We start from the raw sequence: 26,164 nt of genomic DNA, 5'->3' as shown, positions 1-26,164 counted from the left end.
GCTGTCACATGGGCACAGGTTGCTTCAACCAACCACGCGTACCTCGACGTGGCTAGGCTGGGCGTCATGTCTTTCGCCCAAAAAGAACGTGAACGCCTTGCCGAGCTGTTCCTGCAGGTCGGCCCCGATGCCCCCACCTTGAACGAGGGGTGGACGACCCAAGATCTCGCTATCCACCTGCTTGTGCGCGAGTCGAAACCTGCTGCGGCGCCAGGCATCTTCATCGACGCACTCTCCGGCCTGACGGAAAAAGAAACCCAGAAACAACAATCGCGCCCATACGAGGACGTGGTGCGCGAGTGGGCGGCGGGGCCGCCTGTGTGGATGAAGCCGCTGAACACCGCGATGAACACATCGGAGCACTTCATCCATCACGAAGACGTCCGCCGAGGTGGGGGAGTGGTGGAGCCCCGTGAGTTCTCACAGGCTGTCAACGAACAGCTTTTCGCTTTAGCGAAGCGCTTTGGCGCGCTCACGATGCGCAAGGCACCGGTGCCGGTCATCCTCACTCCTCCGAACTTGCCGCCGGTGACGCTCGCAGATAAGGCAGGGGTGGCTCAGCGCGGCGACCACGTGCTACGGGTGTCAGGCGAGCCGGGCGAGTTGCTGTTGTGGGTGTCCGGCCGCGACGCGGTGGAGGTGAACCTTACCGGGGCCGTCGATGAGTTCGATGGGTTCAATGTCAAGATGTAGCCCTTGACTGTGCCTGCCTAGTGTGGCGAGAGGTGAATATGTGACGTAAGGCGTTAGAGTGGCACCCATGTCTGTCAAAAACACCGCGCCGCGCTCTTCGCGGTCATCGTCACGCCGTCCCGCCGGCGGCACCCGCTACGGCGGTCCGGTGTCCATGACGCACCCGCCGACATCGACCAACGTCGCGGCCGACACTGCCGATGAGCGCGTCGGCTCGGCTTACAAGGCCGTCGGGAGCTCGCTGGGCGCGGCGGCTCGTGGCGTCGGGTCGTTGTTTCGCCGCGATAAGGGCCAGCCTGACGACGACCCTTCGGCTACCACCTCCCGTTCGCGCCGCTCCCGCAGCAACGTCGATCGGGACAGCGATTGGGACGACGACTTCGATCTGGAAGACGACGATGACGAGCAAACGGGACGCCGCGGCCGCAGCCGACGGTTGCAGAGGCCCCGCAGTGAGGGCCCGGGCACGTTTGAATCCCACGCTGACGCGTGGGGTTTAATCCTTATCGGGCTTGCTGCGGTTATCGGCGGTTCTGTGTGGTTCAACGTTGCCGGGCCTGTAGGAGACCTCATTTCCACGGGCACGCACTGGATGATTGGCGCCGGTGCGCTGATCCTGCCGGTCGTACTGGTGGGGATTGCGGTGGCGCTCATGCTCAATGTGCGCGCTACGGACGAGGTCCGGGGGAGGGTGACGCTCGGATTCTCCATCATCGCGGTTGCAATGCTTGGCCTGATCCACGTCTTTGCGGGCAACCCGACAGCGTGGGCTGAGCGCAAACTCGCCGGCGGCGCGATCGGCGCGTTGACTGGCGGAGTGCTTGCGGCGGGATTTTCTTCCTACGTTGCCGTGCCCCTGCTCGGTCTTGTCATCCTCTACGGGGCGCTCAAGGCCACTGGCATCACTGTGCGCGAGGCGTACGACTACATCAAAAACCTCGTCTCGGAAATGCTGTCCAACACGGATACGCCTGACGACGATGACGCGGACCCGTACAGCCACGTCTCTGGAGACTTGGACGACATTGCGGCGGGGCGAGAACGCCGCTCCACCGGCAGCCGGCGCTCCGACGCGTCCGCCCCGTCCCGTCCGACGCGTACCCGTTCGCGCCGCCGGCCGACGCCAATGGAAAGCTACCCGGCAAACGGCGACGACGATTTCGACTTGTTCGACTTCGCCGACGAGGTCGATGAGGACGACGATGCGCAAGATGCCGACGACAGCCAGGCGGCGGATAAGACCGCGGTGGTGAGCCGCAGGGCCCCTGCCCGGAAGCAGTCGTCCACTCCGTCCGCTCCAAAACCCACGCCTGCAGCGAAGCCTGCACCTGCGCCGGCGGCCCCGGTAAGCCCGCAGGCCGACAACGAGACGAAGGAGCTGTCGCGTGCGGAGCCGGAGGGGGAGCGTCGAGAAGCAAGCGCCCCCGACGCAGTAGCCAGCTCTCGCGAGCAGATGGCGAAGGCCATCGCCGCGCGCTCAGGTATCGACGCGGCGAAGATTCCTGCGACGACGCCGAAGTCCGAGAAGGAGGCGGCTGCGCCCAAGCAGGTGCGCAAGATCCCGCAGGGCGATTACACGCTGCCGTCGACCGATCTGCTCCAGCCAGGCAGCGCGCCGAAGACGCGTACCGAGGCAAACGACCGGATGATCGAGGCGATCACGGACGTCTTCGAGGAGTTTAACGTCAACGCCCAGGTCACCGGGTTCTCCCGTGGGCCGACAGTGACGCGCTACGAGGTTGAACTCGGGCCTGGCGTGAAGGTCTCCAAGATCACCAACCTGCAGTCGAACCTCGCCTACGCGGTGGCCACGGACAACGTGCGTTTGTTGACGCCGATTCCGGGCAAGTCCGCGGTGGGTATCGAGGTGCCGAACCAGGACCGTGAGATGGTGCGCCTGCGCGACGTGCTGGACGCGCCGAAGGTGGCGTCCCAGGACGACCCGATGCTGATTGGCCTGGGTAAAGACATCGAGGGCGACTTCATCGCATCCTCGATCCAGAAAATGCCGCACCTCTTGGTGGCTGGCTCCACCGGCTCCGGTAAGTCCGCGTTTGTGAACTCCATGCTGGTTTCGCTGCTCACGCGCGCGACGCCGGAAGAGGTCCGCCTGATTCTGGTGGACCCGAAGATGGTGGAGCTGACCCCGTACGAGGGCATCCCTCACCTGATCACACCGATTATCACGCAGCCGAAGAAGGCGGCGGCGGCGTTGCAGTGGCTCGTGGAGGAGATGGAGCAGCGCTACATGGACATGAAGTCCGCGCGCGTTCGCCACATCAAGGACTTCAACCGCAAGGTCCGCTCCGGTGAGCTCACCGCGCCCCCGGGCTCCGAGCGTGAGATGCGCCCGTACCCGTTCATCGTGTGCGTGGTGGACGAGCTGGCGGATCTCATGATGACGGCTCCGAAAGAAATCGAGGAGTCCATCGTCCGCATCACGCAGAAGGCTCGCGCGGCCGGCATCCACCTCGTGCTGGCAACGCAGCGGCCGTCCGTGGACGTGGTCACCGGCCTGATCAAGACCAACGTGCCGTCGCGCCTGGCGTTCGCCACCTCCTCGCTGACGGATTCGCGCGTGATTCTGGATCAGGGCGGCGCGGAGAAGCTCATCGGCATGGGCGACGGCCTGTTTATCCCGCAGGGTGCCGGCAAACCGCAGCGTCTGCAGGGGTCGTTCGTCACCGACGAGGAGATCCAGGCGGTCGTGGAGGCTGCCAAATCGCAGCAGGACGAGCCGGACTACGTCGAGGGCGTCACCGACGACAAGCAGGCGGAAGCCAAGGTCATCGACGACGACATCGGCAAGGACATGGACGACCTGCTCGAGGCCGTCGAGCTAGTGGTCACCTCCCAGCTCGGCTCCACCTCCATGCTGCAGCGCAAGCTTCGCATCGGTTTTGCCAAGGCAGGCCGCCTCATGGACCTCATGGAATCGCGCGGCGTCGTTGGGCCGTCGGAGGGCTCCAAGGCGCGCGACGTGCTAGTCAAGCCCGAGGAGCTGGATACGATCATCTGGATGATCAAGGGTGCCGACCCAGCCGAGGCGCCGAAGGATGCCATGCTTGACGACGACTCATCCGGCGACCCCGACGAATCCGGCAGCGACACCGCTGGCGAGTCGGATGGTGGCTCGGACACCCGCACCGTGACGGCAACGTACAACCCGACCGGCGGCGCGTTCTAGACGCCGCGCTTAATCCACCGCCGCTGCCCGATGGTGTAGAGTGAACCGAGCTTGGAGGGGAGTACCCCGGAAGGGCCCAGGATCGTCAGCACGGAGCCGTCGCAAATCGACGGCCCCGGTCCGGGCCGCCCACAAGGGTGGGGGAGACCTCCGGTCTGTTTCTGTAACTCGTGACCGGAGGCGTTAATGCACGTTCCTTTGTATATTTGGCTGCTCACCTCGGCGGTGATCCTGGGGTTTTTCATCTTCGACTTCGTCTCGCACGTGCGCACCCCGCATGAGCCGACGATGAAGGAATCCGGGGGGTGGGCGCTGTTCTACATGACGATGGCGGCCATTTTCGGCGGCATTGTCTGGTGGCTTTGGGATGCCGAGCATGGTGTGCAGTTCTTCACCGGCTACATCACTGAACTCTCTTTGAGCGTGGACAACCTCTTCGTGTTCGCCCTCATCATGGGCGCGTTTAAGATCCCGCGGGCCTACCAGCAAAAAGTGCTGCTCATCGGCATTGTCATCGCGCTGATCTGCCGTCTGCTGTTCATTCTGCTGGGCGCGGTGATCATCGAGGCCTGGTCGGACGTGTTCTACCTTTTCGCTGCGTTCCTCATTTACACGGCCATCAAGCTTGTGTACGACGAGGCAACGGGCCAGGAGGAAGAGGACCCGAACGACATGTTCGTGGTGAAGACGCTGCGCAGGGTCATTCCGGTGACGAAGTCGTACCACGGCGATCGCCTGTTCTCGCGGACGGAGGCCGGGAAGAAGGCCGTCACCCCGCTATTCGTGGCGCTGCTGTCCATCGGCTTCGTCGACGTGATGTTCGCCTTCGACTCCATTCCTGCGATCTACGGCATCACCCAGGAATCCTTCCTGGTGTTCACCGCCAATGCGTTTGCGCTGCTCGGCCTGCGCCAGCTGTACTTCCTGCTCAATGGCCTGCTCGACCGCTTGGTTTATTTGCCGTACGGACTTGCCGTGGTGCTTGGTTTCATCGGCGTAAAGCTGCTGCTCCACGCCCTGCACGAGAACAACTTGCCGTTCATTAACGGCGGTGAGGGGCTCAACGTGCCGGAGGTTGGTACCGTGACATCCCTCTTGGTCATCGTGGGCACGCTTGTCATTACGGCCATCGCCTCGCTGATCAAAGACCGGGCGGATATCAATGCGGGCCGCAAGGACGCGGGGGAGAAGGAGTTCCACATCGACTTCGACGACCACGGCAACCGCCGCAAGGTAGACAAGCACGGACACCACGTCGAGTGGATCGACGATCCCGCAACATCGGGCAAGGGCGACCACACGGCGGACGGTTCGCGTGAGACCGACCACCTCGACGTCGCCCGAGGGGGACGGAAGGGCTAGCCGCTGGCGCTAGCTGAAGATGTTCGTGACCGGGTTCCACTCGTGGACATCCCGTGCTGCGAGTGCACCGGCCACGGTGTATGGGTCGTCGTCCAACACCTCCGCCGCGTCCGCCTCCGTGGCGGTGTCCGGCAGCTGCAGGATAATGAGCGCCCGCGTCCCGTCCGTGTACGGGCCGGAACCGACAATCCGTCCGAGTGAGAGCTGCGAAGCGATGAATTCGCGGTGGGCGGGACGTGTGGCGTCGACAAGCGACTGCTCGCCGTAGGTGTACGTAGCTGCGAAATACTTCATACAGGGCAGTCTAGGTGGCCGGCCCGGGGTGGGTATGGTGGAGGCCGTGATGCAACCCGACAAGCCGTCGAACTGGAACCTCCCCAACGTGTTGACCTCGCTGAGGATCCTGTTCATTCCCGTCTTCGCCTGGCTCGTTCTCTCCGAGCGGTGGTGGTGGGCGTTTGGATTGTTCGCCGCGCTGATGATCACGGACAAGCTCGACGGAGACATCGCCCGGGCCCGCGGGCTCATCACCGACTTTGGCAAAATCGCCGACCCGATTGCGGACAAGGCGCTCATGATTACGGCGCTGGTCACCCTGAACATCGCCGGGCCGTTGCCGGTATGGGTGACCGTCGTGATTGTCGTCCGCGAGCTGGGCATCACCGTGTGGCGCATGGTGATGCTGCGCCGCGGCCTCGTGGTGCCGGCCTCGAAGGGGGGCAAGCTGAAGACCGCGCTGCAGACGCTGGCCGTGGGTCTGTATCTCTGCCCGTTGCCCGCGTGGATGGATACTCCGACATTTGTCGTGATGCTGCTCGCCGTCGCGGTTACCGTGGTGACCGGTGTGCAGTATCTCGTTGACGCAGGGAAGGTGAATTCGTGACCACATCGCAGCTGCTTATCGACGAGCTCCGCTTGCGCCACCAGACAATCGCATTCTGCGAGTCGTTGACGGCAGGTCTCGCGGCCGCGACCTTGGCGGACGTGCCAGGGGCGTCGGACGCTCTCGTCGGCGGCCTGGTGACGTACTCGGCGGAGTTGAAGACCTCCCTTGCACACGTGTCTGAGGAGTTGATCGAGCGCGAGGGGGTTGTGTCTGCCGCGGTTGCCCGGGAGATGGCGCGCGGGGCCCGTCGCGCGTGCGGGTCCGACTGGGCGGTCTCGCTGACCGGCGTTGCGGGGCCAGCAGACCAGGACGGTGTCCCCGCTGGCACCGTGTGGATTGGGCTCGCTGGGCCGAAATGGACGGCTTCTTCCCAGGCGGCGGAGCTGCTCGATGCGGGAAGCGGCCGCTACGCACTGGTTCCGGGAGCACCGGTGCCCGTGCGTGTGTTGTCGGGGGACCGCAATGAGGTGAGGCGGCGCGCCGTCGAGGCTGCGCTGCTCGGCGCCCTGTCGGGCGTGCGGGAACAAAGTTAGCCGCCCGGCCGTTGGAACGTCTGATGACCACTACGACTCTGCTGCACGACGTTCCGGTTGACCTGCCCGTCGCCCCGGCCGGGGCCGCTTCTCCGTCTGCCCCGGCTGCGCGGGAGCCGCTATTCCGCGAGGCGCTCGGCATGTCGCTTCGTGCTTTCCGTGCCGATAAGGGCGTAACGCTACGAGCCTTGGCCAAGGAGGCTCGCGTGTCCTCTGGCTACATCTCAGAGCTGGAGCGCGGCCGGAAGGAAGTCTCTTCCGAACTTCTAGCTGCTTTGTGTGACGCGCTTGGGACCACCGTTTCTGGGGTGCTGCTCGAAGCCGTGGCGAACATGTCGCTTCACTCGTTCACGGAGGAACTGGAGCGCACTACCCCGGCTGCGGCCGAAGCGTAAGTGGCGACGGGTGACTACAGTAGTTGAGGATTAACGCAATCTACTGACAGAAAGGTCACGGTGCTCTCGCCATGGCGAACCCATTTTCCAAGTTCTGGAACTACCTGATGGCGCTCTTCGACAACAAGATCGAGGAAAACGCTGACCCGAAGATCCAGATCGAGCAGGCCATCAACGACGCGCAGCGCCAGCACCAGGCGTTGTCCCAGCAGGCCGCGGCTGTGATTGGCAACCAGCGCCAGCTCGAGATGCAGCTCAACCGCCGCCTGGAGGATGTGGAGAAGCTGCAGGCGAATGCGCGCCAGGCCCTGCAGCTGGCTGATAAGGCCCGTGGGGAAGGCGACGCCCAAAAGGCGCAGGAGTATGAAAACGCCGCTGAGGCCTTCGCGGCTCAGCTGGTTACCGCGGAAGCGAGCGTGGAAGATACCAAGCAGCTGCACGATCAGGCCCTGCAGCAGGCTGCACAGGCGAAGCAGGCGGTTGAGCGCAACGCGGCCCACCTGCAGCAGCAGGTGGCCGAGCGCTCCAAGCTGCTCTCTCAGCTGGAGCAGGCCAAGATGCAGGAAAAGGTCTCCGAGACCATGCAATCCATGAACTCCATCACCTCCACGGGCCCGAACCTGGACCAGGTGCGCGACAAGATCGAGCGCCGGTACGCTAACGCTCTCGGCGCGGCAGAACTCGCCCAGAACTCCATCGAGGGCCGCATGGCAGAGGTCGAGCAGGCGGGAATCCAGATGGCTGGCCACGGTCGCCTAGAGCAGCTGCGCGCCGAAATGGCAGGCGAGTTGACCTCCGGGCAGAAGCCGGCCATCGAGCAAGGCAGTGCCGACCAGGACGCCGCTGCCCAGAGCGGCGGCACCTCTCGCCCGATGGGCTCTGAGGTTTCCGACGACGCCGTCGCGCAGCGCATGCGCGAGCTGCGCGGGGAGTAATCCCGCCAAACAAAGGTTTCCGCCCGGTCTCTCCTGCAGGGGCCGGGCGGAACGTCGTATTGGGGGCCGCTAGTCCACGGCGCCGCGGGCCATGAGGGCTTCGCCCATCATTTTCGCCCGCCGCACCGAGCGGATGACCATGGGGATGCCAAACGCGGTGAGCGAGAATCCTGCTCCCCGTGCCTTACGGGCGTCGAGCACCTCGTTGGCGGTTGCGAGGGTTAGCGGAATCAGGCGGATAGTCAGGGCAATGGTGAGCGAGATTAGTTCCCCCGTGCGCCCAAGCGGTGCTAGGGCGCGGTCAAGGGACGTGAGGAGCTCTTCTATAGGGGTGGTAAGCGTGAGCAAGTTCGCGGCCGCAATGGTCGCCAGCAGCCCGATTAGCAGGGTGAGCGCGGATCGCGCGCCGTTTTGCCACACCATGAATACGGCGAAGAAAAGCAACACGGGCAGAAGGGGCGCGAGCTGCCGGCCTGCCACACCAGCGGGGATGCGGGCCCACGCGTAGAGCATGAGCACGAACACGAGTGCCACGAGGGAGTGCCACGGCTGCGTGGGCAAGGCGGTGACCAGAGCGATGAATACGACGAGGGCCACGAACTTCGCTGCGGCACCCATGCGGTGCAGCGCCGTCGAGCCTGGCACGTAGACGCCGAGGGGCAGTTCTCGGATCACGGTTTCGCGTCCATCAGATCGGTGTAAAACTCGATTGCGTCGCTCGGGGCGCCGTCGAACACGAGCGAGCCGTCGTCGATAACAAGCACACGTTCAAACTCGCGCAGCATCTCAAGGTCATGGGTGACAACGATGAGCTGCTGCTGCAGTGCGAGCAGCTCGCGCACGATGCGGCGGCGGTTCCGCAGGTCCAGCAGGGTGGTGGGCTCGTCTGCGATGATCGTGTCCGGCTGGATCACCAGGACCGATGCGAGCGCCAGCATCTGTTTCTCCCCGCCGGAAAGCGTGTGCGGGGAATGCTCGGCGCGATCAGCGAGTTCGAAGCGGTCAAGCGCCTCAGTTACGCGGCGGCGCACCTCGTCGCGCTGGAGTTTGAACCGCCGTAGAGAAAAGGCCACATCGTCGGCCACGCGCGGCATGACGATTTGCGATTCGGCGTCGGAGAAGACGAATCCGACGCGTTTGCGGATCTCCTTGCCGTCGGACTGGGGCGACAGCCCGTCGTAAAGCACCTCGCCCGACGTCGGCTCGATGAGCCCGTTGATCATGCGGACGGTGGTTGATTTGCCGGAGCCGTTGGAGCCGATGATTCCGATGCGCTGCTCGGCAAGGCTCACGGTCAGGGGTTGGAGCACGGGTTCGCCGTCGTAGGTGACGGCGGCCTTGCGGAATTCGATGAGTGGCATTGCCTATGCGCGCCGCCCGCGCAAGTCAGGGAAGGCTTGGTGCACGGCGAACGCGATCGCGATCATGAGGGCGATCTTGCCTGCATCCGGGAGGAGGAACGGCGCCTGAGCTGCCCAGGCCGCCCCGAAGGACATCTGCGCGCGCCACATGAGGCCGAACACGCCGCACAGGTATTGGAAGAACAACGCGACGTAACCGGCAAGGATGAGAATTCCTATCGTCGCCGCTTTGTTCGACTTGAACGGGGCCAAGTACGCAATCGCGCCCGCGACGGCGGCGGAGACGAGGTAGCCCGCCAGGTAGCCCACGGTTGCGCCACCGAGCGCGGAAATCACTGTCCGGCCGCCGGCGAGCACGGGGAGTGCGAGGCCGACCAACAGGAAGATCGCGGCCGTGGCGAAACCGCGGCGCCACCCGAGGACGAGGCCCGCGAGGATGACGGCCGCGTTTTGTAGCACGATGGGCACGCCCGCGACACCGACGGGAATAGAGACGAATCCGAGGACGATGACGATCGCGGCAAAGACGGCGATAAGGGCGATGTCCTGTGCGGTGGAGTTCTTGGTCATGCGCGGGAGTGTACCGCTGCGCTCGACGTGTAGTGTCGGCCACATGCGTTTGACAGAGTTTGACCAGCTTGTGCGCGACGAATTCGGCCCAGACCGCGCGCAGTGGATTATCCAGACGCAGGTCTTGCCCGGGTTTGAGAAGACCTCGGCGGAACTCATCGGCGACGGGGTGGATCCGCGAGAGGCGTGGCGTGGCCTGTGCGAGGCCTTCGACATCCCCGAGGAGCGCAGGCTTGGCGTGGACCGTCCGGGCAACTGAAGCCGCTGCTTGACGACGGCGCCGCGCTCGCGCGCCTCGTTGATTTTCGAACACGTTTGCGTGTATTCTTTGGCGTGTCGCCGTCGCGTTCTACAGTGAGCCCCGTTTTCCGCTTGGACTTGAACTCGGGCAGTGTTTTCGCAGTGTTCTCCGTGTGCGAGGGAACCGAAGCGGTATGGCGATACGTCTAACAAGCAAACTGTGCACGCGACGCATACGCGCCGCCGACAATTGGAGGTAGAACAACCACATGGCAACGAAGAAGAAGGCTGCCGCCTCGGCGGGCAACGACCGCCAGAATGCGCTGGACGCAGCCCTGGCGATGATTGAAAAGGACTTCGGCAAGGGCGCCGTCATGCGCCTGGGCGATGAAAACCGTCCGCCGATCCAGTCCATCTCTTCCGGTAACACCGCAATCGACGTGGCCCTCGGTATCGGCGGCTGGCCGCGCGGGCGCATCGTGGAGATCTACGGGCCGGAATCTTCGGGTAAGACCACCGTGGCGCTGCACGCGATCGCTGAGGCGCAGCGCGCCGGAGGCATCGCTGCGTTCATCGACGCTGAGCACGCGCTGGACCCCGACTACGCCAGGAAGCTTGGCGTGGACACGGACAACCTGCTTGTGTCCCAGCCGGACACCGGTGAACAGGCGCTGGAAATTGCGGACATGCTAGTGCGCTCCGGTGCAATTGACATGATCGTCATCGACTCGGTGGCCGCGCTGACGCCGAAGGCCGAGATCGAAGGCGAGATGGGCGATAGCCACGTTGGTCTCCAGGCCCGCCTGATGTCGCAGGCGCTGCGCAAAATGACCGGCGCGCTGTATAACTCCGGCACCACCGCCATCTTCATCAACCAGCTGCGCGAAAAGATCGGCGTGATGTTCGGCTCGCCCGAGACCACCACGGGCGGTAAAGCGCTGAAGTTCTACGCGTCGGTGCGCTGCGATGTCCGCCGCATTCAGACCCTGAAGGACGGTCAGGACTCCATTGGTAACCGCACCAAGATGAAGGTGGTGAAGAACAAGGTGTCCCCGCCGTTCAAGATCGCGGAGTTCGACATCATGTACGGCGAGGGCATCTCACGCGAATCCTCCATCATCGACATGGGCGTGGAAAACGGCATTGTGAAGAAGTCCGGTTCCTGGTTCACCTACGAGGGCGACCAGTTGGGCCAGGGCAAGGAAAAGGCCCGTATCTTCCTGAAGGAAAACCCGGATTTGGCCAACGAGATCGAGGACAAGATCTTCCAGGCGCTCCACGTGGGTAAGTACGCGAACCCCACGGACGAGCTGACGGATGACCCGGTGGACATGGTGCCCAACATCGACTTCGACGACGAAGACGAGGTTGCTCCGGCAACGGCGGAGTAAACGGTGCCAGACCGCGAAAAGATTGCCCGGCTCCAGGCTGCGCTTGACGCCTACGAGCCGGGCACCGGCCTTTTTGACCGTGAGCGCGAAGAAGCGTTGGCGCCGGTGCGGAAGCGGGCCCTGGGGTTGCTGGACCAGCGGGCGCGCTCGCGCTCGGAACTGCGCGAGCGGTTGCTGAAGGCGGAGTTCGAGCCCCAGCTGGTGGATGAGGTCGTTAATGATCTCGCTGCCGCAGGGCTGGTCAATGACGCCCAGTTCGCCTCCGAGTGGGTGCGGCAGCGAGCAGCACGTCGGGGGAAGTCAGCTCGGGCGCTCGACATGGAGCTGCGCGATAAAGGGGTTGAGGGAACGGACCGCGCGGCGGCACTGGAGCAAATCTCCGACGCGGACGAAGAACGCACCGCGCGCGCAGTAGCGGAAAAGGCTGCGCGGAAAGTGAAATCCGCCCCTGCAGACCGGACGGAGTACGTCAAGCACTTGCGCCGCATCGTCGGCGCGTTGGCCCGGCGCGGCTTCAACCAGGGGATGGCGCTGCGGATCGGGCGGGAGGCGTTGGACGAGCGTATCGCGGGGTGCGAGGAATAGTCCGCGAAACACTGAACAGTGTTCAGGGAGGTTTCCTAGACTTGGCCGCATGAGTTTGTTCAGCGTGAAGATGCGCTCCAGTGCAGAAGGCGTGCATATCTCGGGCGCGGAGCGCATCGTGGAGGCGGACGAGGTAGCGGACGTGTGCGCGGCAATGAGCCGCCGTGCGCTATCACACAGTAAGGGAACGCCGGACTCCATTACCGTGACCGTCGCAGCCATCGACGGGGAAATAATGCGCGTTCCTGCGCTGGCCATCACCGAGGCCGCGTGCGAAGACCCCAGAGAGGCCCGCGACACCGTCATCAACACCCTCGCCCCGCTCACTCCACACGCCGCGGATGCCTGGGAGCTACTGACTGGCGTGCGCGACATGCGTGGCGCGATCCTGTTCCACGCTGAAACCGGGCACCGCCTCGAACCAGACCGCGCTCGGGGCGTGCGCGTGACGTCACTGGACGCCGCGGCCGCGACCGGGCAGCGACCCGAAGCAGGCTCAGGCAAGGCTCGCGTGACCGAGGCGCTGGTACTCGCTTCCAAGGTCGCTCATCATCCGTCGGTGCTCGCTGAGGTCTGTATTTCCGACGACCCGGGCTACACCACGGGGTATGTGGCGACGAAGTCGCTTGGCTACGTTCGGGTGCCCAACATGAAGCCCGCCGGTTCTGCGGTGGGCGGGCGGCTTTTTATCGTGGATGGGCGCGACACAGGCGGCCTCATCCATTACCTCGAGCACACTCCTGTTCTGGTGGGAGACACAGAATGAGCTGGCTCGACACCGCCGCCTGCGAGGCGCTCGGCCAGTGGCGCGGCATGGGTTTCGAACGCGTCCCGGCAGTTTTTACCACTGGTCAGGATCCGGTCTGCACCGTGGACGGGCGCGAGTACGTGCTTTTCAGTTCCTCGAATTACCTCGGGCTGGCGGGGCACCCGGTGGTCGCGGAGACGGCTGCGTCCGCCATCGGCCGCTACGGAACCGGCTCCGGGGGCTCGCGCCTCACCACCGGCTCGACCGACTTGCACGTCCAGGTCGAGGCCGACTTCGCCCATTTCTTGGGCTACGACGACGCGGTCTTCTTCTCCGCAGGATTTCTTGCTAACACCGGAGTGTTGCAGACACTCGCCGCTCCCGGCACGCTCATCCTCTCGGACGAGCGCAACCACGCCAGCATTATCGACGGCTGCCGCCTCGCAAAGGCATCGGGTGCCTCGGTCAGCGTCTACCGCCACCGCGACCCATCGCACGTGGACGAGCTGCTCGGCCGGCACGACGGTAACGCCCTCGTCGTCACCGATGGGCTGTTCTCCATGGACGGCACGCTCGCGCTGGTGCCGGAACTCCTCGCCGTCTGCCGGGCCCACGGCGCCGCCCTCATGGTCGACGATGCGCACGGCACCGGCACCCTGGGCGCGACTGGCCGTGGCATCATCGAGCACTTCGAGCTTCGAGACGACCTCCCGGACATCCTCGTCGCAACGGCATCCAAGGCCCTTGGTGTGGAGGGTGGGGCTGTGGCCGCCTCCGCGCCGGTGGCTGCGCTGTTGCGGCAAAAGGCGCGCCCCTTCGTGTATTCCACCTCCTCCACCCCGTCCACGTGCGCAGCGGTTTCCGCCGCGGTTGGCGTACTGGAAGGTGGCCAGAGCCCGGTGGCCGCGCTGCATCGCAACATCCAACGCCTCGCCGCCCATCTGGGAATGGGCGAGTGGCCCAGCCCCATCATCCCGGTGCCCGTAGGTGACGAGGCGAGCGCGGTCCGCGCCTCCGCGGCCTTGCGCGACGCCGGCTATTTTGTGCCCGCCATCCGCTGGCCAACCGTCCCGCGGGGCGAGGCAATGCTGCGGGTGACGGTGATGGCGACACACACCGACGAGCAGATCGACGGCCTGGCAAACGCCATTTCGCGGTTGTAGCTCACCTGGTTACACTGTCACGCCGTGACTACGGCGAGCACCACCCATAACAGCAATCCCCGGACCTACGAAGTGCGCACGTTCGGTTGCCAAATGAACGTGCACGACTCCGAACGGCTCTCCGGCATGCTCGAGGACGCAGGTTATGTTGCGGCCGGTGCAGGCCAAGAACCCGACCTAGTGGTCTTTAACACCTGCGCGGTGCGCGACAACGCGGACCAGCGCCTGTACGGCTCGCTCGGGCAGCTGAAAAACGTCAAGGCCGACCACCCGGGCATGCAGATCGCCGTCGGAGGTTGTCTTGCGCAGAAAGACCGCGACACCGTCATTTCAAAGGCCCCCTGGGTGGACGCTGTCTTTGGTACCCACAACATCTCCGCGCTGCCAGCGCTGCTGGACCGCGCACGCGTGGAAGATGAAGCGCAGGTAGAGATTGTGGAGTCCCTCGAGGTCTTCCCGTCTGTCCTTCCCGCCAAGCGGGAGTCCTCCTACGCCGGCTGGGTCTCTATCTCCGTGGGCTGCAACAACACGTGCACGTTCTGTATCGTGCCCAGCTTGCGCGGCAAAGAGATCGACCGCCGGCCCGGCGAGATCCTCGCCGAAGTCCAGGCGCTTGTGGACCAGGGCGTGTCCGAGGTGACCCTGCTCGGGCAGAACGTCAACGCCTACGGGGTGAACTTCGTCGACGATGACATGGAGCGCGACCGCTCGGCGTTCTCGAAACTGCTGCGCGCCTGCGGCGACATCGAGGGGCTTGAGCGCGTCCGGTTCACCTCCCCGCACCCGGCAGAATTCACTTCGGATGTCATCGACGCCATGGCGGAGACCCCCAATGTCTGCCCGCAGCTGCACATGCCGCTGCAGTCCGGTTCGGACAAGGTGCTCAAAGACATGCGCCGGTCCTACCGTTCCAAGAAGTTCCTGGCCATCTTGGACGAGGTGCGCGAGAAGCTGCCGCACGCGGCGATCACCACCGACATTATCGTCGGTTTCCCGGGTGAGACGGAAGAGGACTTCCAGGCCACGCTCGACGTGGTGGAGAAGGCCCGCTTCACCTCGGCGTTCACTTTCCAGTACTCGCCGCGCCCCGGCACGCCGGCGGCGGACATGGCGGAGCAGATCCCCAAGGCAGTGGTGCAGGAGCGCTTCGAGCGCCTCCACGCGCTGCAGGAGCGCATCAGCGCGGAGGAGAACGCGAAGCTCGTCGGCACGCGCCAGGAGCTTCTCGTGCAGGAGGATGGCCGCAAGAACGACCGCACCCAGCGCATGTCCGGCCGCGCGCGCGACGGGCGTCTCGTGCACTTCGCGCTCGAGGGGGCTATCGACCGCGAGGTCCGTCCAGGCGATTACGTCACGGTCACCATTACCGAAGCGAAGCCGCACTACCTGATCGCGGACTCCGGCATCCACGAGCACCGCCGCACCAAGGCTGGCGACAACGCCGCGGCGGGCCAGGTGCCCACCACCGGGCCGATCGGAGTCGGACTCGGCCTGCCTTCGATCGGCAAACCCGCTGCCGCTGCTACGGATTCCGCCTGCTGCGGGAGCTAGGGCTACAGTTGGGCGACATGACGCAGCCCAATCCCGCAGCCCTTGCCCACGAAGAAAAGACCGCCGCGTCCACGGTGGACATGGGTGCGAAACGCTGGGTTCTCGCAGCCGCCGCGGCGCTCTACCTGGTCGCGATGGTGCTTCCGTTTGTCGGCGACGCATCTGGGTGGCAGGTGCTCGCCGCAACCGGCGCAGCGAAGGAAGCGCAAACCACGATCACGGAGTACGTCTTCGCGTGGATTTCGTTCATCGGCGTCGGCATCCTGACCACCCTCGCGGTTGTCACGCAGCGCTTTGCAATCACCGTGCCCGCGTGGATGGTCACCACCGTCTCCCTGGTGTTTTCCGTCCTGGGCATTTGGCTGCGTAACTCGAGCGGGCTCGACATCAGCCGCGGCCCCGGCTACTACCTGGCCATCCTCTCCGTCGTCGCCGTCGTGTTCACCACATTCCCGCTCATGTTGTCGCGCAACGCGTCGCAAGCGGCGCTCGCCCGGGAGCGTGCCGAATCGCAGGGCAAGGACGAGGTAGCGATGGCGCAGCGCGCGGCGACAAAGCACCAGGACAACCCTCTGCTCATCGACGACCGCAGGTCCCGCGCGGCCCAGCGCCACAATCGAACGCGCTAGGGCTTCTGCCACGCGGTTGTGGAAGAGACAACCCCGGCACCTAGCCGCCGCATGAGCGCCTGTGCGGCGGGGGAGTCTGCGGGGTAGGAGCAGTAAACGGTCTCCAAGTCCTCCCACGTTTCCTTCGCCCGTTCCATGGAAGTGCGCAGCATGCCCGCGCCGATTCCCCGGCCGCGGTATTCGGGCATGACGTAGACGAGTCCCAGCTCGCACACTTTGGGGTCGTCCGAGGCGTAGCGCACCACCTCGCACAGCCCCACGCATTCGCCGTCAACGTAGGCAAGGCCGGTGAGCTGCGCGCCACCGCGGTCCTGCAAGCGCGCCCCGGCATCCCGGATGCGATCAAGGTCCCACTCGATGGTGTCCATGACCAACTCGCCGCGTGGGTAGTCGCGCGATGCGGACGTTAGTAGGTGCGAGAATTGCTCCACCTCGCCGGGCGCCGCCGTCCGGTCCACCGTGAAACCAGGTCCGTGCACGACTGCGAACTCTGCCGGGGAAGAGGCGGGCAGGGTTGCTATCACCCCCACGGTGAAGGTCGCCTGATCTTCCCGGAACGCCGGAGCGTAGCCGAATTCCTGGATCCGCGGCGGCTCAGCAGCGTCAACGGCATGGGTCACCCACAGCTGGCGGGTGGGGCGGTTGAGTCGGGCCGACAGGTCGTCGAGAAGCGAAAGCGCACTGGCCCACGGTGCGGCGGGGGCGGGTTCGCCCGGCAGCGGCGCGACCTCAGAGTCGAAGGTGAAGTTGGCTTCGATCACCCCGCGGTCTTCGAGCAGCGGCAGTGAGACGAACAGCCAGGCCTCCACGAAGTCCAGGTCGGCCGCGAACAGCTCGGGGTACCCGAGTTCGGTCACCGGGCGCAGGTGCTGCGATGAAGCCAGGCCGAACAGCATGGCCTCGGACTCGGCAGACGGTTCAAGGCGTTTGGCAATGTGCGAGGCGGACACGCCCGAGGTGACAAGACCGGTGATGTCCTGGATGGCAAGCGTCGCGGAAAAGGCGTAGCCCCCGACCACGGCCTCGGCATCGTCGCTGTGGCCCGGACGGGGGACGTAAAGGTGAGGGTGGAGCACTCGCTGGATCTAGCCTTCGTTCACTGCTTTGGCGGCCACGTCCGCGAACTCTTGCCACTGCTTGGCCTGCTCGCGCAACGACGCGGCCTTCGCCGCGTCGCCCTGTGCCTCAGCAGCTTGGGCCTGACGCTCGAAATCGTCGGCCTTGACCTGGAACTGATTTACCTTCTCCTGCTGCGCTGGGTTGGTCTTGCGCCAGCGGGAGTCTTCAGCGGCGGCGACGCGCTGTTCAATGCGCGCGATCTTGTCTTCGAATTCGCGCACGCGCCCGCGAGGGACGAAACCGATCTCATCCCACTTGTCCTGCAGCTCGCGCAGTTTCGACTTCGCCGCGCCGAGGCCCTTCGCCGGGTCGATGAGCGAGTCGTATTCGGCGATGAGCGCGTCCTTGGCGTCCGCGTTGGCCTCGAACTCGCGGTCGCGCTCAGCGTTGACGGCGTTGCGTGCGGCGAAGAAGTGGTCCTGGGCGGCGCGGAAGCGCTCCCACAGTGCGTCGTCCACCTCGCGTGGGGCGCGTCCGGCCGCCTTCCACTCGGTCATCAGGTCGCGGTACGCGCGTGCGGTTTCGCCCCACTCGGTGGAGTCCTTGAGCGCCTCAGCGCGCTCGACCAGCTCCTCTTTCGCCTTCTTCGCCTGAGCGCGGCCGCGATCCAACTCCGCGAAGTGCGAGCCGCGGCGGCGGTTGAAGCTGTCGCGCGCGCGGGAGTAGCGCTTCCACAGCTCGTCGTCCGTGGCACGGTCAATGCCGCGGATGCTGCGCCATTCCTCCAGGATCGCGCGGATGCGATCACCGGCTGCTTTCCACTCCGTGGAGTTTTCCGCTAGGTCTTCAGCCTCAGCGGCAAGCGTTTCCTTGCGGGCAATTGCCTGCTGCCGCCGCTGCGCTTTCTGCTCCTTCGCCCTCTCGCGCGCGGCAGCGGAGTCTTCGACCACTTTGGTCAGCCGCGCCTCCACGGCATCGACGTCGCCGATGACCGCAGCATCCGCAAGCGTTGTCTTGAGCGTCTCCGCCGACTTCCGGATCGCGTCGGCTTCCTCCGGGTGGGCGCGCAGACGCGTCTCTAGCAGCTCAACCTCGGTGACTAGATCGTCGTAGCGCTGGCCGTAGTGCGCCAAGCCCTCAGCGGGGGTGCCGGCCTGCCAGGACCCGATCTGTCGCTCCTCGCCGCCGCGGGTGAGAAAGACGTTGCCGTCCTCGTCCACACGACCAAACTTGGACGGGTCCGAGGGCTCACGCGCCGGCACCGGTGCGGGAGTGACCGTCTTCACCGCGGCACCCGGCCGCGGGCCCGGCTTTTTGGCCATCGCAGCCGGCGACGGCACGCTCGTACCCGGGGTGGGGGTGGAGTTGGCATCAGTCATCGGGGAATTCCTTTCTGCGGCCGAGCTGGTCGCACTGTGCCGCGCGTCGCGGCTGCCTTGCGCAATGCGTGCGATTTTACAGCCACCACGCCCGGCGCGGGGCGCAAATGGGGCGCTGGGTAGGGTTGTGCGCGTGAGACCCAACCTCTGGATTGTGCCGGGGTCGCCGGCACTCGCGCTTTCGCCTAGCGACGCCGCTTCGCTGCGCCTCCTCCAGACCGTCCGCGAACTTGCGGGCACCGCAGACGGGCGGGCGATCGACATCGTCAGCTCACGCGACAGACGCTGGTACACCGCCCACACCGGGTCGTTCACGGCGTGGGGCAGGCCCGACGTGACGGTGCGCGGCGGGAACTACCTGGGCGAGTTGGTGGCGCGATTCGTGCTGGGCGATCCGGTCATCCGCGAGGCGCGCGACAGCATCGGCACCCCGGACCCGAACGCGGTGACAGTTGTGGTGCTCGACGGCCCGGCGGGATTGACCCCGCGGGCCCCGCTCGCTCTGGTGGACGGCGCGCCGGAATACCACCAGCAGGTGCTCGACTGGCTGGACGGCGGGCAGCTGGAGGTCGTCGACAAGCTCTTGCTAGAACCCGCGCTTTGGCACGAGCTCGCTGGGTTGAGGCCCCACGAGGCGGAGTTGATCGACCACGACGACACCTTGGGCGTGGGCCGCTACGTGGCGCAGTGGTGCGTATGAGGCCGGTTGCAGTTGTTGGGCCGACGGCCAGCGGCAAGTCAGCGCTCGGCATCGCGCTCGCCCGCGAGCTGGGCGGCGAGGTAGTCAACGTCGATTCCATGCAGTTGTACAAGGGCATGGACATCGGCACCGCGAAGCTGCCGGTGGGCGAGCGCGGGGGCATTGCGCACCACCTGCTGGACGTCTGGGACGTCACGCGCACCGCCTCTGTGGCGGAATACCAGGCGCTCGCGGTGGAAACGGTTGAGGAGATCATGTTCCGCGGCAAGGTGCCGGTACTGGTGGGCGGCTCCATGTTGTACGTGCAGTCGCTCATCGACGCGTGGTTGTTCCCGCCAACCGATCCCGCCGTGCGTGAAAAGTACGAGCAGCGGCTGGCGGAGATCGGTGTGGATGCGCTGCACGCGGAGCTGGCGCAGGTTGACCCAGACGCGGCACGGGTGATCGAGGACAAGGACCCGCGGCGCACTGTGCGGGCCCTCGAAGTGATTGAGCTGACCGGCAAGCCATTCAAGGCCTCCCAGCCGCCCAAGAACGCGCCACCGCGCTGGGGCACGCGCATCTTGGGCCTGCGCACGCAGGCGGACTGGCTGAACCCGCGCATCGAGTTGCGGACCCGGTTGATGTTCGAGCAGGGTCTAGTCGACGAAACTCGCTCGCTCATTCGCGACGGCCTGGTGCGCGACTCCACCGCCGGGCGGGCCATCGGCTACGCCCAGGTGCTGGCAATGCTCGACGGCGAGCTCACTGAAGACGAAGCGGTGGCGCAGACGATCACGGGTACCCGGCGGTACGTGCGCCGTCAGCGCTCTTGGTTCAACCGCGACCCGCGCACGGTGTGGCTGGATGCTGCTGGCCCCGACGTGGTGGGGGCCGCGTTAGACTCGCTGGCGTGAAATTCCTCAAAGCACACGCCACCGAAAACGACTTCGTTGTCATCATCGACGTTGAGGACCAGCTGGACCTCGCCCCGGAGCGCGTCGCGTTCCTGTGCGACCGCCGCGCCGGGATCGGCGGCGACGGGCTGCTGCGCGTCGTGCGCCGCGGCGGCGCAGCGGACGGGAAGTGGTTCATGGACTACCGCAACGCCGACGGCTCCGTCGCGGAGATGTGCGGCAACGGCATTCGCGCGTTCGCCCATGTGCTGGCGGCGGAGGGCCTAGAGAAGGCCGAGGAATTCGACGTGGACACCCGGGCCGGGGTCAAGCACATCCGGATAATCTCCGCCGACTCCGCCGACGCAATCGTCGCTGTCGGCATGGGACGCGTTGAGGTCACCGGCGTGTCCACCGCGTCGATGGGGGCAGCGCAGTTCGCCGGCATCGGCGTGGATGTGGGCAACCCCCACCTGGCGTGCGTGATCCCGGGGATGACCGCCACGGACCTTGCAACCATGGAGTTCGAGGCACCGGAGTTCGACCCCGAGTTCTTCCCGCACGGCGTCAACGTTGAGGTGCTCACCGAGCTTGCGGACGGCAGCGTGCACATGCGCGTCTGGGAGCGCGGTGTGGGCGAGACCCGCTCCTGCGGCACCGGCACCGTGGCCGCAGCGCAGGCCGCGCTTGCGGACGCCGGCATCGAAAACGGCGCGGTGATTGTCAATGTTCCCGGCGGCTCCATCGAGGTGGTGCTCGATAACGGCGAAGCGACCATGACGGGCCCGTCCACGATCGTGTTCCGCGGGGAGTTGGCGGAGGGGCGGTAACGACCCGCGGCGGCTACGCCGGGCCAATCTCCTTGGCGGCCCGGCGTGCGTCGTCCCATGCCTCCTGGAGCTCGAAGGCGCGCTGGTCGGCCACGGAGAGGATGCGCTCCAGCTGCGCTTTGTCGGTTGTGGGGGAGTCGAGGTAGCCGTCGACGCGCGCCACAAACCTGCGCGCGGAAGACGCCCGGAGGAGGAACTCGTTGATTTGAGGCACCGTGTTATCCGGGTTCGCCAGCGCAGGGTAGTGCAGCGTGCGGTCGGCGACATCGGCGGCAGAAGCACCGTGTTGTAGCTGGTCGTAGGCCGCCAGCACCTCGGCAATGTCATCGCGGGCGTACTGGAGCGAGGAACGGATGGCCAGCGCCTCCGGGTCAGCCTGCACCCGGCGGGCCATGAGGATCGCGCCGATGACCAGCAGCACAGACAGCAGGAGGCCCGGCAGTTTCAGCGTGAGCACGAGCAGCACGGCGGCGGCAAGCACGAGCGCGCCCAGCAGCGCACGTGAAAGGTCCCTGTCCGGTGAGCTCATCGTGCCCCTCTTACACGCTTAGTGCCCGCCGCAGCCGCACGATCCGCCGCAACCGCCTCCGGTGGGGGTGGGGATGGAGCCGGCCATTACGGCAGTACCGGCGATCACGCTGTCGCGCTTTGGCAGCTCGCCGTCCGGCAGGCACACGTCAAACGGGAACGCGGCGTCGACGGAAACGTGGATGAACCGCTGGCCGGTCAGCGCCGAGGTACGGTACTCGGCCTCCAGCACGCGGCCGGAGAACTCGGCGCTGGCGTCAGGGGTGGTTGCACTGCCGCTGGCCACCGCGTCGGCACCCGCAGAGGTCACCGCGCCCACCACGGCTCCAGGGTGCAGCGCAAGGTAGGCCTCGGTGGATTCGTAGGAATCGACGGCCAGGCCGAGCGCGGTCACCGACAGCTCCTGCCATTCCAGCCCGGGGTCGTCGACAAGCAACGGCTCCTGGGCGAGGTTGACGGTCAGCGACGCGATCGCGTTGCCGCGCGGGTCGACAACGTCGGCGAGCGCGACGACGTCGTTGAGCGGCGTGATGTGCGCGTATGTGCGGGTGACCGACTCGAAACCGGCGAAGGTGGCAAACGGTTCAACGGCCAGGATGTTCAGCTGCGCGCCGGACGGGTCGGTGTACTGGATCAGCTGCCCGCCGCGGACCTCACCCACGACGGACAGGCGGTCCGTGGCAATCGCGGCCTCCACAGCGTCCTGCCACTTGTCAAAGTTGAGGCCGAGTGCGGAAAGATCGGTGCTCACTGCTGTGCTCATGGCGCTAGATCCTAGCCGGTGTCCAACAACGGGAAGAATCCCGGGCCAGCCCGCGTTGAATCCGGTAGATATGACAGTGAACCTTGCTAAAGACAGGAAAGAACACTTTTTGCTTGACGACGAACTGACGCCGGAGCAGCGCACCCACGACGAGCTGCTGCGCCAGGCATTCCGCCACAATGAGCCGCAACCCGGTGCGGAGCCGACTGTCGGCGCCCTCGATTTGGCGGAAAGAAACTCGTTCCGTTCCGTTACCGGAGCCACCGAGCTTCGCTCCGAGGAGCAGGCGGACGGGTACGAGGTGGAGTACCGGAAGCTCCGTATTGAGCAAGTCCTTCTCGTGGGCGCGTGGACCGAGGGGACCGTCGCGGAGATCGAGGCGAGCATGTGGGAGCTTGCGGCGCTTGCCAAGACCGCCGGCGCTGAGGTGCTGGACATGCTGTACCAGAAGCGGGATAAGCCTGACCCGGGCACGTACATTGGCTCCGGCAAGGTTGCGGAACTGCGCGACATCGCGCAGGCCACCGGGGCGGATACGGTGATCTTCGACGGTGAACTTTCGCCGTCGCAGATGATCGCGCTGGAGGAGGCCCTGAAGATCAAGGTGATCGACCGCACCATGCTCATCCTCGACATCTTCGCCCAACACGCGAAGAGCAGGGAGGGCAAGGCGCAGGTGAGCCTCGCTCAGATGGAGTACCTGTACAGCCGCACGCGCGGTTGGGGCGGCAACCTGTCGCGTCAGGCCGGCGGCCGCGCCGGGTCCAACGGCGGTGTCGGCCTCCGTGGCCCCGGTGAAACCCGCATTGAGGCCGACCGACGGCGACTCCGCACCGAGATGGCCAAGTTGCGCCACCAGCTACGCGACATGACCACCGCCCGTGAAGTGAAGCGGGCGCAGCGCCAGCGCTCGACCATCCCCAAAATTGCGATTGCCGGCTACACCAACGCCGGCAAGTCCTCGCTGATCAACGCGATGACTGGCGCAGGCGTGCTGGTGGAAGACGCGCTGTTTGCCACCCTCGACCCCTCCACGCGGCGGGCAAAGCTCGCTGATGGGCGCAACGTGGTGCTCACCGACACCGTCGGTTTCGTCCGACACCTCCCCACCCAGCTGGTTGAGGCATTCAAGTCCACCCTCGAGGAAGTGTCCGGCGCGGACCTGCTCCTCCACGTTGTGGACGGCTCCGACGCGTTCCCGCTGAAGCAGATTGAGGCGGTCAATGAAGTACTTGCGGAGGTCACCCGCGATTCGGGCGAGGACATGCCGCCCGAGATTGTCGTGGTGAACAAGATCGACGAGGCTGACCCGCTGGTGCTTGCGGAGCTGCGCCACGCGTTTGAGAAGACTGGGCGCACCGCGGTGTTCGTCTCAGCGCTCACCGGCGAGGGCATCGAGGAGCTCGAGGTGCGCATCGAACAGCACCTCAACTCGATCGACGCCCACGTCACCATGGTCGTGCCCTACACGCGCGGCGACGTTGTCAGCCGCGTCCACGACGAAGGCACGGTGCGCTCCGAGGAGTACGAGGAGGCGGGGACGCGCATCGACGTCCGTCTGCCGCGCGTCCTTGCCGAGCAGTACGCGGAATTCGTGGTCGGCTAACGCGTGAGTTTCGCCGCGGCCGCCTCGTCTAGGACGATCGTGGTGCGCGGATGCTGCTGCAGCGCCGACGCTGGGCACGCCGAAGTGACTGGGCCCTCCACGAGCGCGTGCACGGCGTCGGCCTTCCGCGCGCCCGTAGCTAAGAGCACGATGGTGCGCGCCTCCATGATGGTGCCCACGCCCTGCGTGAGGGCTTGGCGCGGCACCTGCTCCTCGTCATCGAAGAAGCGCGCGTTGTCGGCGACGGTGACTGGGTGCAAATCAACCATCCGAGTACGCGAATCAAGCGCGCTCGGCGGCTCGTTAAAGGCGATGTGGCCATTTGCCCCCACCCCGAGGATTTGCACGTCAATCCCGCCCGCCGCCGCGATTCGGGCCTCGTAGTCGCGTGCTTCCGCTTCTGGGTCTGGCGCCAGCCCGTCGAGCGAATGCACCTTCGCATCCTTGATATCTATATGGCTGGTGAACTCGCGGCGGATGGTGGAGTAGTACGACTGCTCATTCGCCGGATCGAGGCCGACGTACTCGTCAAGGAGAAATGCCTCGCAGCCCGCAAAGCTCAACCCGTTCTCGCGGTGGCGGCGCACAAGTTCCGCGTACGTGGGATTGGGCGTCGAGCCAGTTGCCAAACCGAGCGTGGCACCTGCATGGGCGAACGGCGCGATCAGTTCGGCTGCGTACACGCCGACTTGTCCGACATTAGGGCGCACAACGATGTCCATGCGGCTTAACGTAGCAAGAACCTGCCGCTGAATTCCGCGCTGGCGGGTACGGGGTGGCTGAGTGGCTCCGACCACCCCCGGTGCACCGCGACGCGGGCTCGCGGGGTGATAATGCTCACCCGTGAAGCACTCTCTTGGATGGAACTTGCACGGCGACGGGCGCACCGTCGACCCCGGGGCCGTAGTTGCGCCCGACGAGCGGCTTAGCTGGCCACGCACCATCGGCATCGGCATGCAGCACGTCGTCGCGATGTTCGGCGCCACACTGCTCGTGCCAACCTTGACCGGTTTTCCAGTCAACACGACGCTGTTGTTCTCCGGCCTGGGCACCATCATCTTCCTGCTGCTCACCCGCAACAAGGTGCCAAGCTACCTGGGATCGTCCTTCGCGTTTATTGCGCCGCTCACCGCTTCGCAGGAGTACGGCATGGGCGCGCAGCTCGGCGGAGTGTTGGTGACGGGCCTTGTGCTCATACTCGTCGGCGTCGTTGTCCAGTGGGCAGGAAAGAGGGTCATCGACGCGGTGATGCCCCCTGTTGTCACAGGAGCGATTGTGGCCCTTATCGGGTTCAATCTCGCGCCGACGGCGGTGGCCAACGTTGAGACCCAGCCGTGGGTCGCAGGGGTCACGCTCCTCACAGTTGTGGTGGTGACCGTCGCTACGCGCGGCATTCTTTCACGGTTATCCATCTTGATCGGCGTGCTGGTGGGTTGGATATTCGCGGCGATGACCGGGGGTCTCGGCGAGGATGCACTGGAGACCATCGGCGAAGCGCCGTGGATTGGGCTGCCCCAATTCCACCGCCCCGAGTTCCATCTCGCCGCAGTGCTGGTCACGCTGCCGGTGTTGGTGGTGCTGATTGCGGAAAACGTCGGTCACGTCAAGGCGGTCTCCGAAATGACGGGGCGCGACCTGGACCACCTGCAGGGCAAGGCCTTGATCGGCGACGGTATCGCCACGACGCTCGCCGGTGGCTTCGGCGGATCGGGTACCACCACCTACGCCGAAAACATCGGCGTCATGGCGGCGACGAAGGTGTATTCCACGGCCGCGTACTGGGTCGCGGCCGTCTTTGCCATGATCCTCGCGTTCATCCCGAAATTTGGCGCCGTGATTTTCACAATCCCCGCCGGCGTTCTCGGCGGCGCGTGTCTCGTGCTGTACGGCCTCATCGGCATGCTGGGGGTTCGCATTTGGCAGGACAACGAGGTGGACTTCACCGATCCAGCCAACCTCACCGCCTCAGCTGTCGCCCTCATTGTGGGTATCGGTAACCTCACCCTCGATGTCGGCGATGTCACGCTGGAAGGCATCGCGCTGGGGTCGGTGGGCATCATCGTCGTATACCCGCTCATGCGGTGGGTCTACGACACGATTGGGGAAGGACGACTCCGGAACTAGAGCGGACAGAGCAACGCCCGGGCGGCCGTATCGGCTGCCCGGGCGTTGCGCCGTCGCTAAGCGAACACCGC

28 protein-coding genes are annotated in these 26,164 nt (G+C 65.5%); 19 read left to right on the top strand and 9 right to left on the bottom strand.

The window, feature by feature from the left end; translation table 11 throughout:
* Window positions 1-66 precede the first annotated feature (66 nt).
* From CUREI_RS07050 to CUREI_RS07040, 3 genes are all read left to right on the top strand, one after another.
* Complete coding sequence (locus CUREI_RS07050; RefSeq protein ID WP_038612043.1) at window positions 67-693, top strand: TIGR03085 family metal-binding protein; 627 nt, start codon at window positions 67-69, stop codon at window positions 691-693.
* Window positions 694-760: 67 nt separating this feature from the next.
* Window positions 761-3,880 (top strand): FtsK/SpoIIIE family DNA translocase, encoded by a 3,120-nt coding sequence (locus CUREI_RS07045; RefSeq protein ID WP_038612041.1) that lies wholly within the window; start codon window positions 761-763, stop codon window positions 3,878-3,880.
* A 186-nt stretch (window positions 3,881-4,066) separates the two neighbouring features.
* Window positions 4,067-5,242, top strand: coding sequence for a TerC family protein (locus tag CUREI_RS07040; RefSeq protein ID WP_038612039.1), 1,176 nt, complete (start codon window positions 4,067-4,069; stop codon window positions 5,240-5,242).
* 9 nt (window positions 5,243-5,251) lie between these two features.
* On the opposite strand, the gene CUREI_RS07035 is transcribed toward CUREI_RS07040, so the two are convergent.
* Entirely contained in the window at window positions 5,252-5,536 is a 285-nt protein-coding gene (locus CUREI_RS07035; RefSeq protein ID WP_038612037.1) for a YciI family protein, read from the bottom strand.
* A gap of 49 nt (window positions 5,537-5,585) precedes the next feature.
* Between CUREI_RS07035 and pgsA the strand changes: the two genes are divergently transcribed.
* The 4 genes from pgsA (at window position 5,586) to CUREI_RS07015 (ending at window position 7,991) form a co-directional block, all read left to right on the top strand.
* Window positions 5,586-6,125, top strand: a complete 540-nt coding sequence (gene pgsA, locus CUREI_RS07030; RefSeq protein ID WP_084768507.1) for a CDP-diacylglycerol--glycerol-3-phosphate 3-phosphatidyltransferase — start codon at window positions 5,586-5,588, stop codon at window positions 6,123-6,125.
* Complete coding sequence (locus CUREI_RS07025) at window positions 6,122-6,661, top strand: CinA family protein (protein ID WP_038612030.1); 540 nt, start codon at window positions 6,122-6,124, stop codon at window positions 6,659-6,661. Before pgsA ends, CUREI_RS07025 begins: the two co-directional genes overlap by 4 nt.
* 23 nt (window positions 6,662-6,684) lie before the next feature.
* Entirely contained in the window at window positions 6,685-7,056 is a 372-nt protein-coding gene (locus CUREI_RS07020; protein WP_051952258.1) for a helix-turn-helix domain-containing protein, read from the top strand.
* A gap of 71 nt (window positions 7,057-7,127) precedes the next feature.
* Entirely contained in the window at window positions 7,128-7,991 is an 864-nt protein-coding gene (locus CUREI_RS07015; RefSeq protein ID WP_038612027.1) for a PspA/IM30 family protein, read from the top strand.
* Window positions 7,992-8,060: 69 nt separating this feature from the next.
* Here CUREI_RS07015 and CUREI_RS07010 read toward each other — a convergent pair whose 3' ends face one another.
* Genes CUREI_RS07010 through CUREI_RS07000 form a run of 3 tightly spaced genes read right to left on the bottom strand, consistent with a single transcriptional unit; the run spans window position 8,061 to window position 9,922 of the window.
* On the bottom strand, window positions 8,061-8,666 hold the full coding sequence (locus CUREI_RS07010) for an energy-coupling factor transporter transmembrane component T family protein (RefSeq protein WP_038612024.1): 606 nt from the start codon (window positions 8,664-8,666) through the stop codon (window positions 8,061-8,063).
* Window positions 8,663-9,352 carry an energy-coupling factor ABC transporter ATP-binding protein gene (locus CUREI_RS07005; protein WP_038612021.1) on the bottom strand — a complete coding sequence of 230 codons (690 nt, stop codon included), beginning with the start codon at window positions 9,350-9,352 and terminating at the stop codon, window positions 8,663-8,665. Before CUREI_RS07005 ends, CUREI_RS07010 begins: the two co-directional genes overlap by 4 nt.
* A gap of 3 nt (window positions 9,353-9,355) precedes the next feature.
* Window positions 9,356-9,922: a biotin transporter BioY gene (locus CUREI_RS07000; protein WP_038612018.1), complete on the bottom strand. Its 567-nt coding sequence runs from the start codon at window positions 9,920-9,922 to the stop codon at window positions 9,356-9,358.
* Window positions 9,923-9,965: 43 nt separating this feature from the next.
* Here CUREI_RS07000 and CUREI_RS06995 point away from each other — a divergent pair, with 43 nt between their 5' ends.
* From CUREI_RS06995 to CUREI_RS06965, 7 genes are all read left to right on the top strand, one after another.
* Window positions 9,966-10,181 (top strand): DUF3046 domain-containing protein, encoded by a 216-nt coding sequence (locus tag CUREI_RS06995; protein WP_038612014.1) that lies wholly within the window; start codon window positions 9,966-9,968, stop codon window positions 10,179-10,181.
* A gap of 250 nt (window positions 10,182-10,431) precedes the next feature.
* The gene (gene recA, locus CUREI_RS06990) at window positions 10,432-11,553 is read left to right on the top strand and encodes a recombinase RecA (protein WP_038612011.1); all 1,122 of its coding nucleotides are present in this window, start codon (window positions 10,432-10,434) and stop codon (window positions 11,551-11,553) included.
* Window positions 11,554-11,556: 3 nt separating this feature from the next.
* Window positions 11,557-12,138, top strand: coding sequence for a recombination regulator RecX (gene recX, locus CUREI_RS06985; protein WP_038612008.1), 582 nt, complete (start codon window positions 11,557-11,559; stop codon window positions 12,136-12,138).
* 49 nt (window positions 12,139-12,187) lie between these two features.
* On the top strand, window positions 12,188-12,904 hold the full coding sequence (locus tag CUREI_RS06980; RefSeq protein WP_038612005.1) for a 6-carboxyhexanoate--CoA ligase: 717 nt from the start codon (window positions 12,188-12,190) through the stop codon (window positions 12,902-12,904).
* Window positions 12,901-14,049, top strand: a complete 1,149-nt coding sequence (locus CUREI_RS06975; protein WP_038612003.1) for an aminotransferase class I/II-fold pyridoxal phosphate-dependent enzyme — start codon at window positions 12,901-12,903, stop codon at window positions 14,047-14,049. The genes CUREI_RS06980 and CUREI_RS06975 overlap by 4 nt, the downstream gene beginning before the upstream one ends.
* 24 nt (window positions 14,050-14,073) lie before the next feature.
* Window positions 14,074-15,600 carry a tRNA (N6-isopentenyl adenosine(37)-C2)-methylthiotransferase MiaB gene (gene miaB / locus CUREI_RS06970; RefSeq protein ID WP_051952257.1) on the top strand — a complete coding sequence of 509 codons (1,527 nt, stop codon included), beginning with the start codon at window positions 14,074-14,076 and terminating at the stop codon, window positions 15,598-15,600.
* 17 nt (window positions 15,601-15,617) lie between these two features.
* Window positions 15,618-16,229 carry an Rv2732c family membrane protein gene (locus CUREI_RS06965; protein ID WP_038611989.1) on the top strand — a complete coding sequence of 204 codons (612 nt, stop codon included), beginning with the start codon at window positions 15,618-15,620 and terminating at the stop codon, window positions 16,227-16,229.
* On the opposite strand, the gene CUREI_RS06960 is transcribed toward CUREI_RS06965, so the two are convergent.
* Window positions 16,226-17,305 (bottom strand): GNAT family N-acetyltransferase, encoded by a 1,080-nt coding sequence (locus CUREI_RS06960; RefSeq protein WP_038611986.1) that lies wholly within the window; start codon window positions 17,303-17,305, stop codon window positions 16,226-16,228. The genes CUREI_RS06965 and CUREI_RS06960 overlap by 4 nt on opposite strands.
* Before the next feature lie 9 nt (window positions 17,306-17,314).
* Complete coding sequence (locus CUREI_RS06955; protein ID WP_038611983.1) at window positions 17,315-18,667, bottom strand: DUF349 domain-containing protein; 1,353 nt, start codon at window positions 18,665-18,667, stop codon at window positions 17,315-17,317.
* Between the two features lie 133 nt (window positions 18,668-18,800).
* On the opposite strand from CUREI_RS06955, the gene CUREI_RS06950 reads away from it, so the two are divergent.
* From CUREI_RS06950 to dapF, 3 genes are read left to right on the top strand one after another with little or no spacing between them, the layout of a single operon-like run.
* Window positions 18,801-19,367, top strand: coding sequence for a hypothetical protein (locus CUREI_RS06950; protein WP_038614170.1), 567 nt, complete (start codon window positions 18,801-18,803; stop codon window positions 19,365-19,367).
* Window positions 19,364-20,263: a tRNA (adenosine(37)-N6)-dimethylallyltransferase MiaA gene (miaA, locus tag CUREI_RS06945; protein WP_038611980.1), complete on the top strand. Its 900-nt coding sequence runs from the start codon at window positions 19,364-19,366 to the stop codon at window positions 20,261-20,263. Before CUREI_RS06950 ends, miaA begins: the two co-directional genes overlap by 4 nt.
* Window positions 20,260-21,072 carry a diaminopimelate epimerase gene (gene dapF, locus CUREI_RS06940; protein ID WP_038611977.1) on the top strand — a complete coding sequence of 271 codons (813 nt, stop codon included), beginning with the start codon at window positions 20,260-20,262 and terminating at the stop codon, window positions 21,070-21,072. Before miaA ends, dapF begins: the two co-directional genes overlap by 4 nt.
* Window positions 21,073-21,085: 13 nt before the next feature.
* Here dapF and CUREI_RS06935 read toward each other — a convergent pair whose 3' ends face one another.
* Together CUREI_RS06935 and CUREI_RS06930 are read right to left on the bottom strand one after the other, a co-directional pair.
* Window positions 21,086-21,601 carry a hypothetical protein gene (locus tag CUREI_RS06935; RefSeq protein ID WP_038611974.1) on the bottom strand — a complete coding sequence of 172 codons (516 nt, stop codon included), beginning with the start codon at window positions 21,599-21,601 and terminating at the stop codon, window positions 21,086-21,088.
* Between the two features lie 18 nt (window positions 21,602-21,619).
* On the bottom strand, window positions 21,620-22,363 hold the full coding sequence (locus CUREI_RS06930; RefSeq protein WP_051952256.1) for a hypothetical protein: 744 nt from the start codon (window positions 22,361-22,363) through the stop codon (window positions 21,620-21,622).
* 70 nt (window positions 22,364-22,433) lie between these two features.
* On the opposite strand from CUREI_RS06930, the gene hflX reads away from it, so the two are divergent.
* Entirely contained in the window at window positions 22,434-23,969 is a 1,536-nt protein-coding gene (hflX, locus tag CUREI_RS06925; RefSeq protein WP_084768233.1) for a GTPase HflX, read from the top strand.
* On the opposite strand, the gene nagB is transcribed toward hflX, so the two are convergent.
* Window positions 23,966-24,691, bottom strand: a complete 726-nt coding sequence (gene nagB / locus CUREI_RS06920) for a glucosamine-6-phosphate deaminase (RefSeq protein WP_038611971.1) — start codon at window positions 24,689-24,691, stop codon at window positions 23,966-23,968. The two genes, hflX and nagB, sit on opposite strands and share 4 nt — an antisense overlap.
* 121 nt (window positions 24,692-24,812) lie before the next feature.
* Between nagB and CUREI_RS06915 the strand changes: the two genes are divergently transcribed.
* Window positions 24,813-26,093, top strand: coding sequence for a uracil-xanthine permease family protein (locus tag CUREI_RS06915; protein WP_038611969.1), 1,281 nt, complete (start codon window positions 24,813-24,815; stop codon window positions 26,091-26,093).
* Window positions 26,094-26,164: the final 71 nt, after the last annotated feature.

It is taken from the genome of Corynebacterium ureicelerivorans, from assembly GCF_000747315.1.
Classification (GTDB): Bacteria; Actinomycetota; Actinomycetes; order Mycobacteriales; family Mycobacteriaceae; genus Corynebacterium; species Corynebacterium mucifaciens.
Note: the sequence above shows the minus strand (reverse complement) of the source record. Positions and strands in the feature narration are given on the sequence as shown.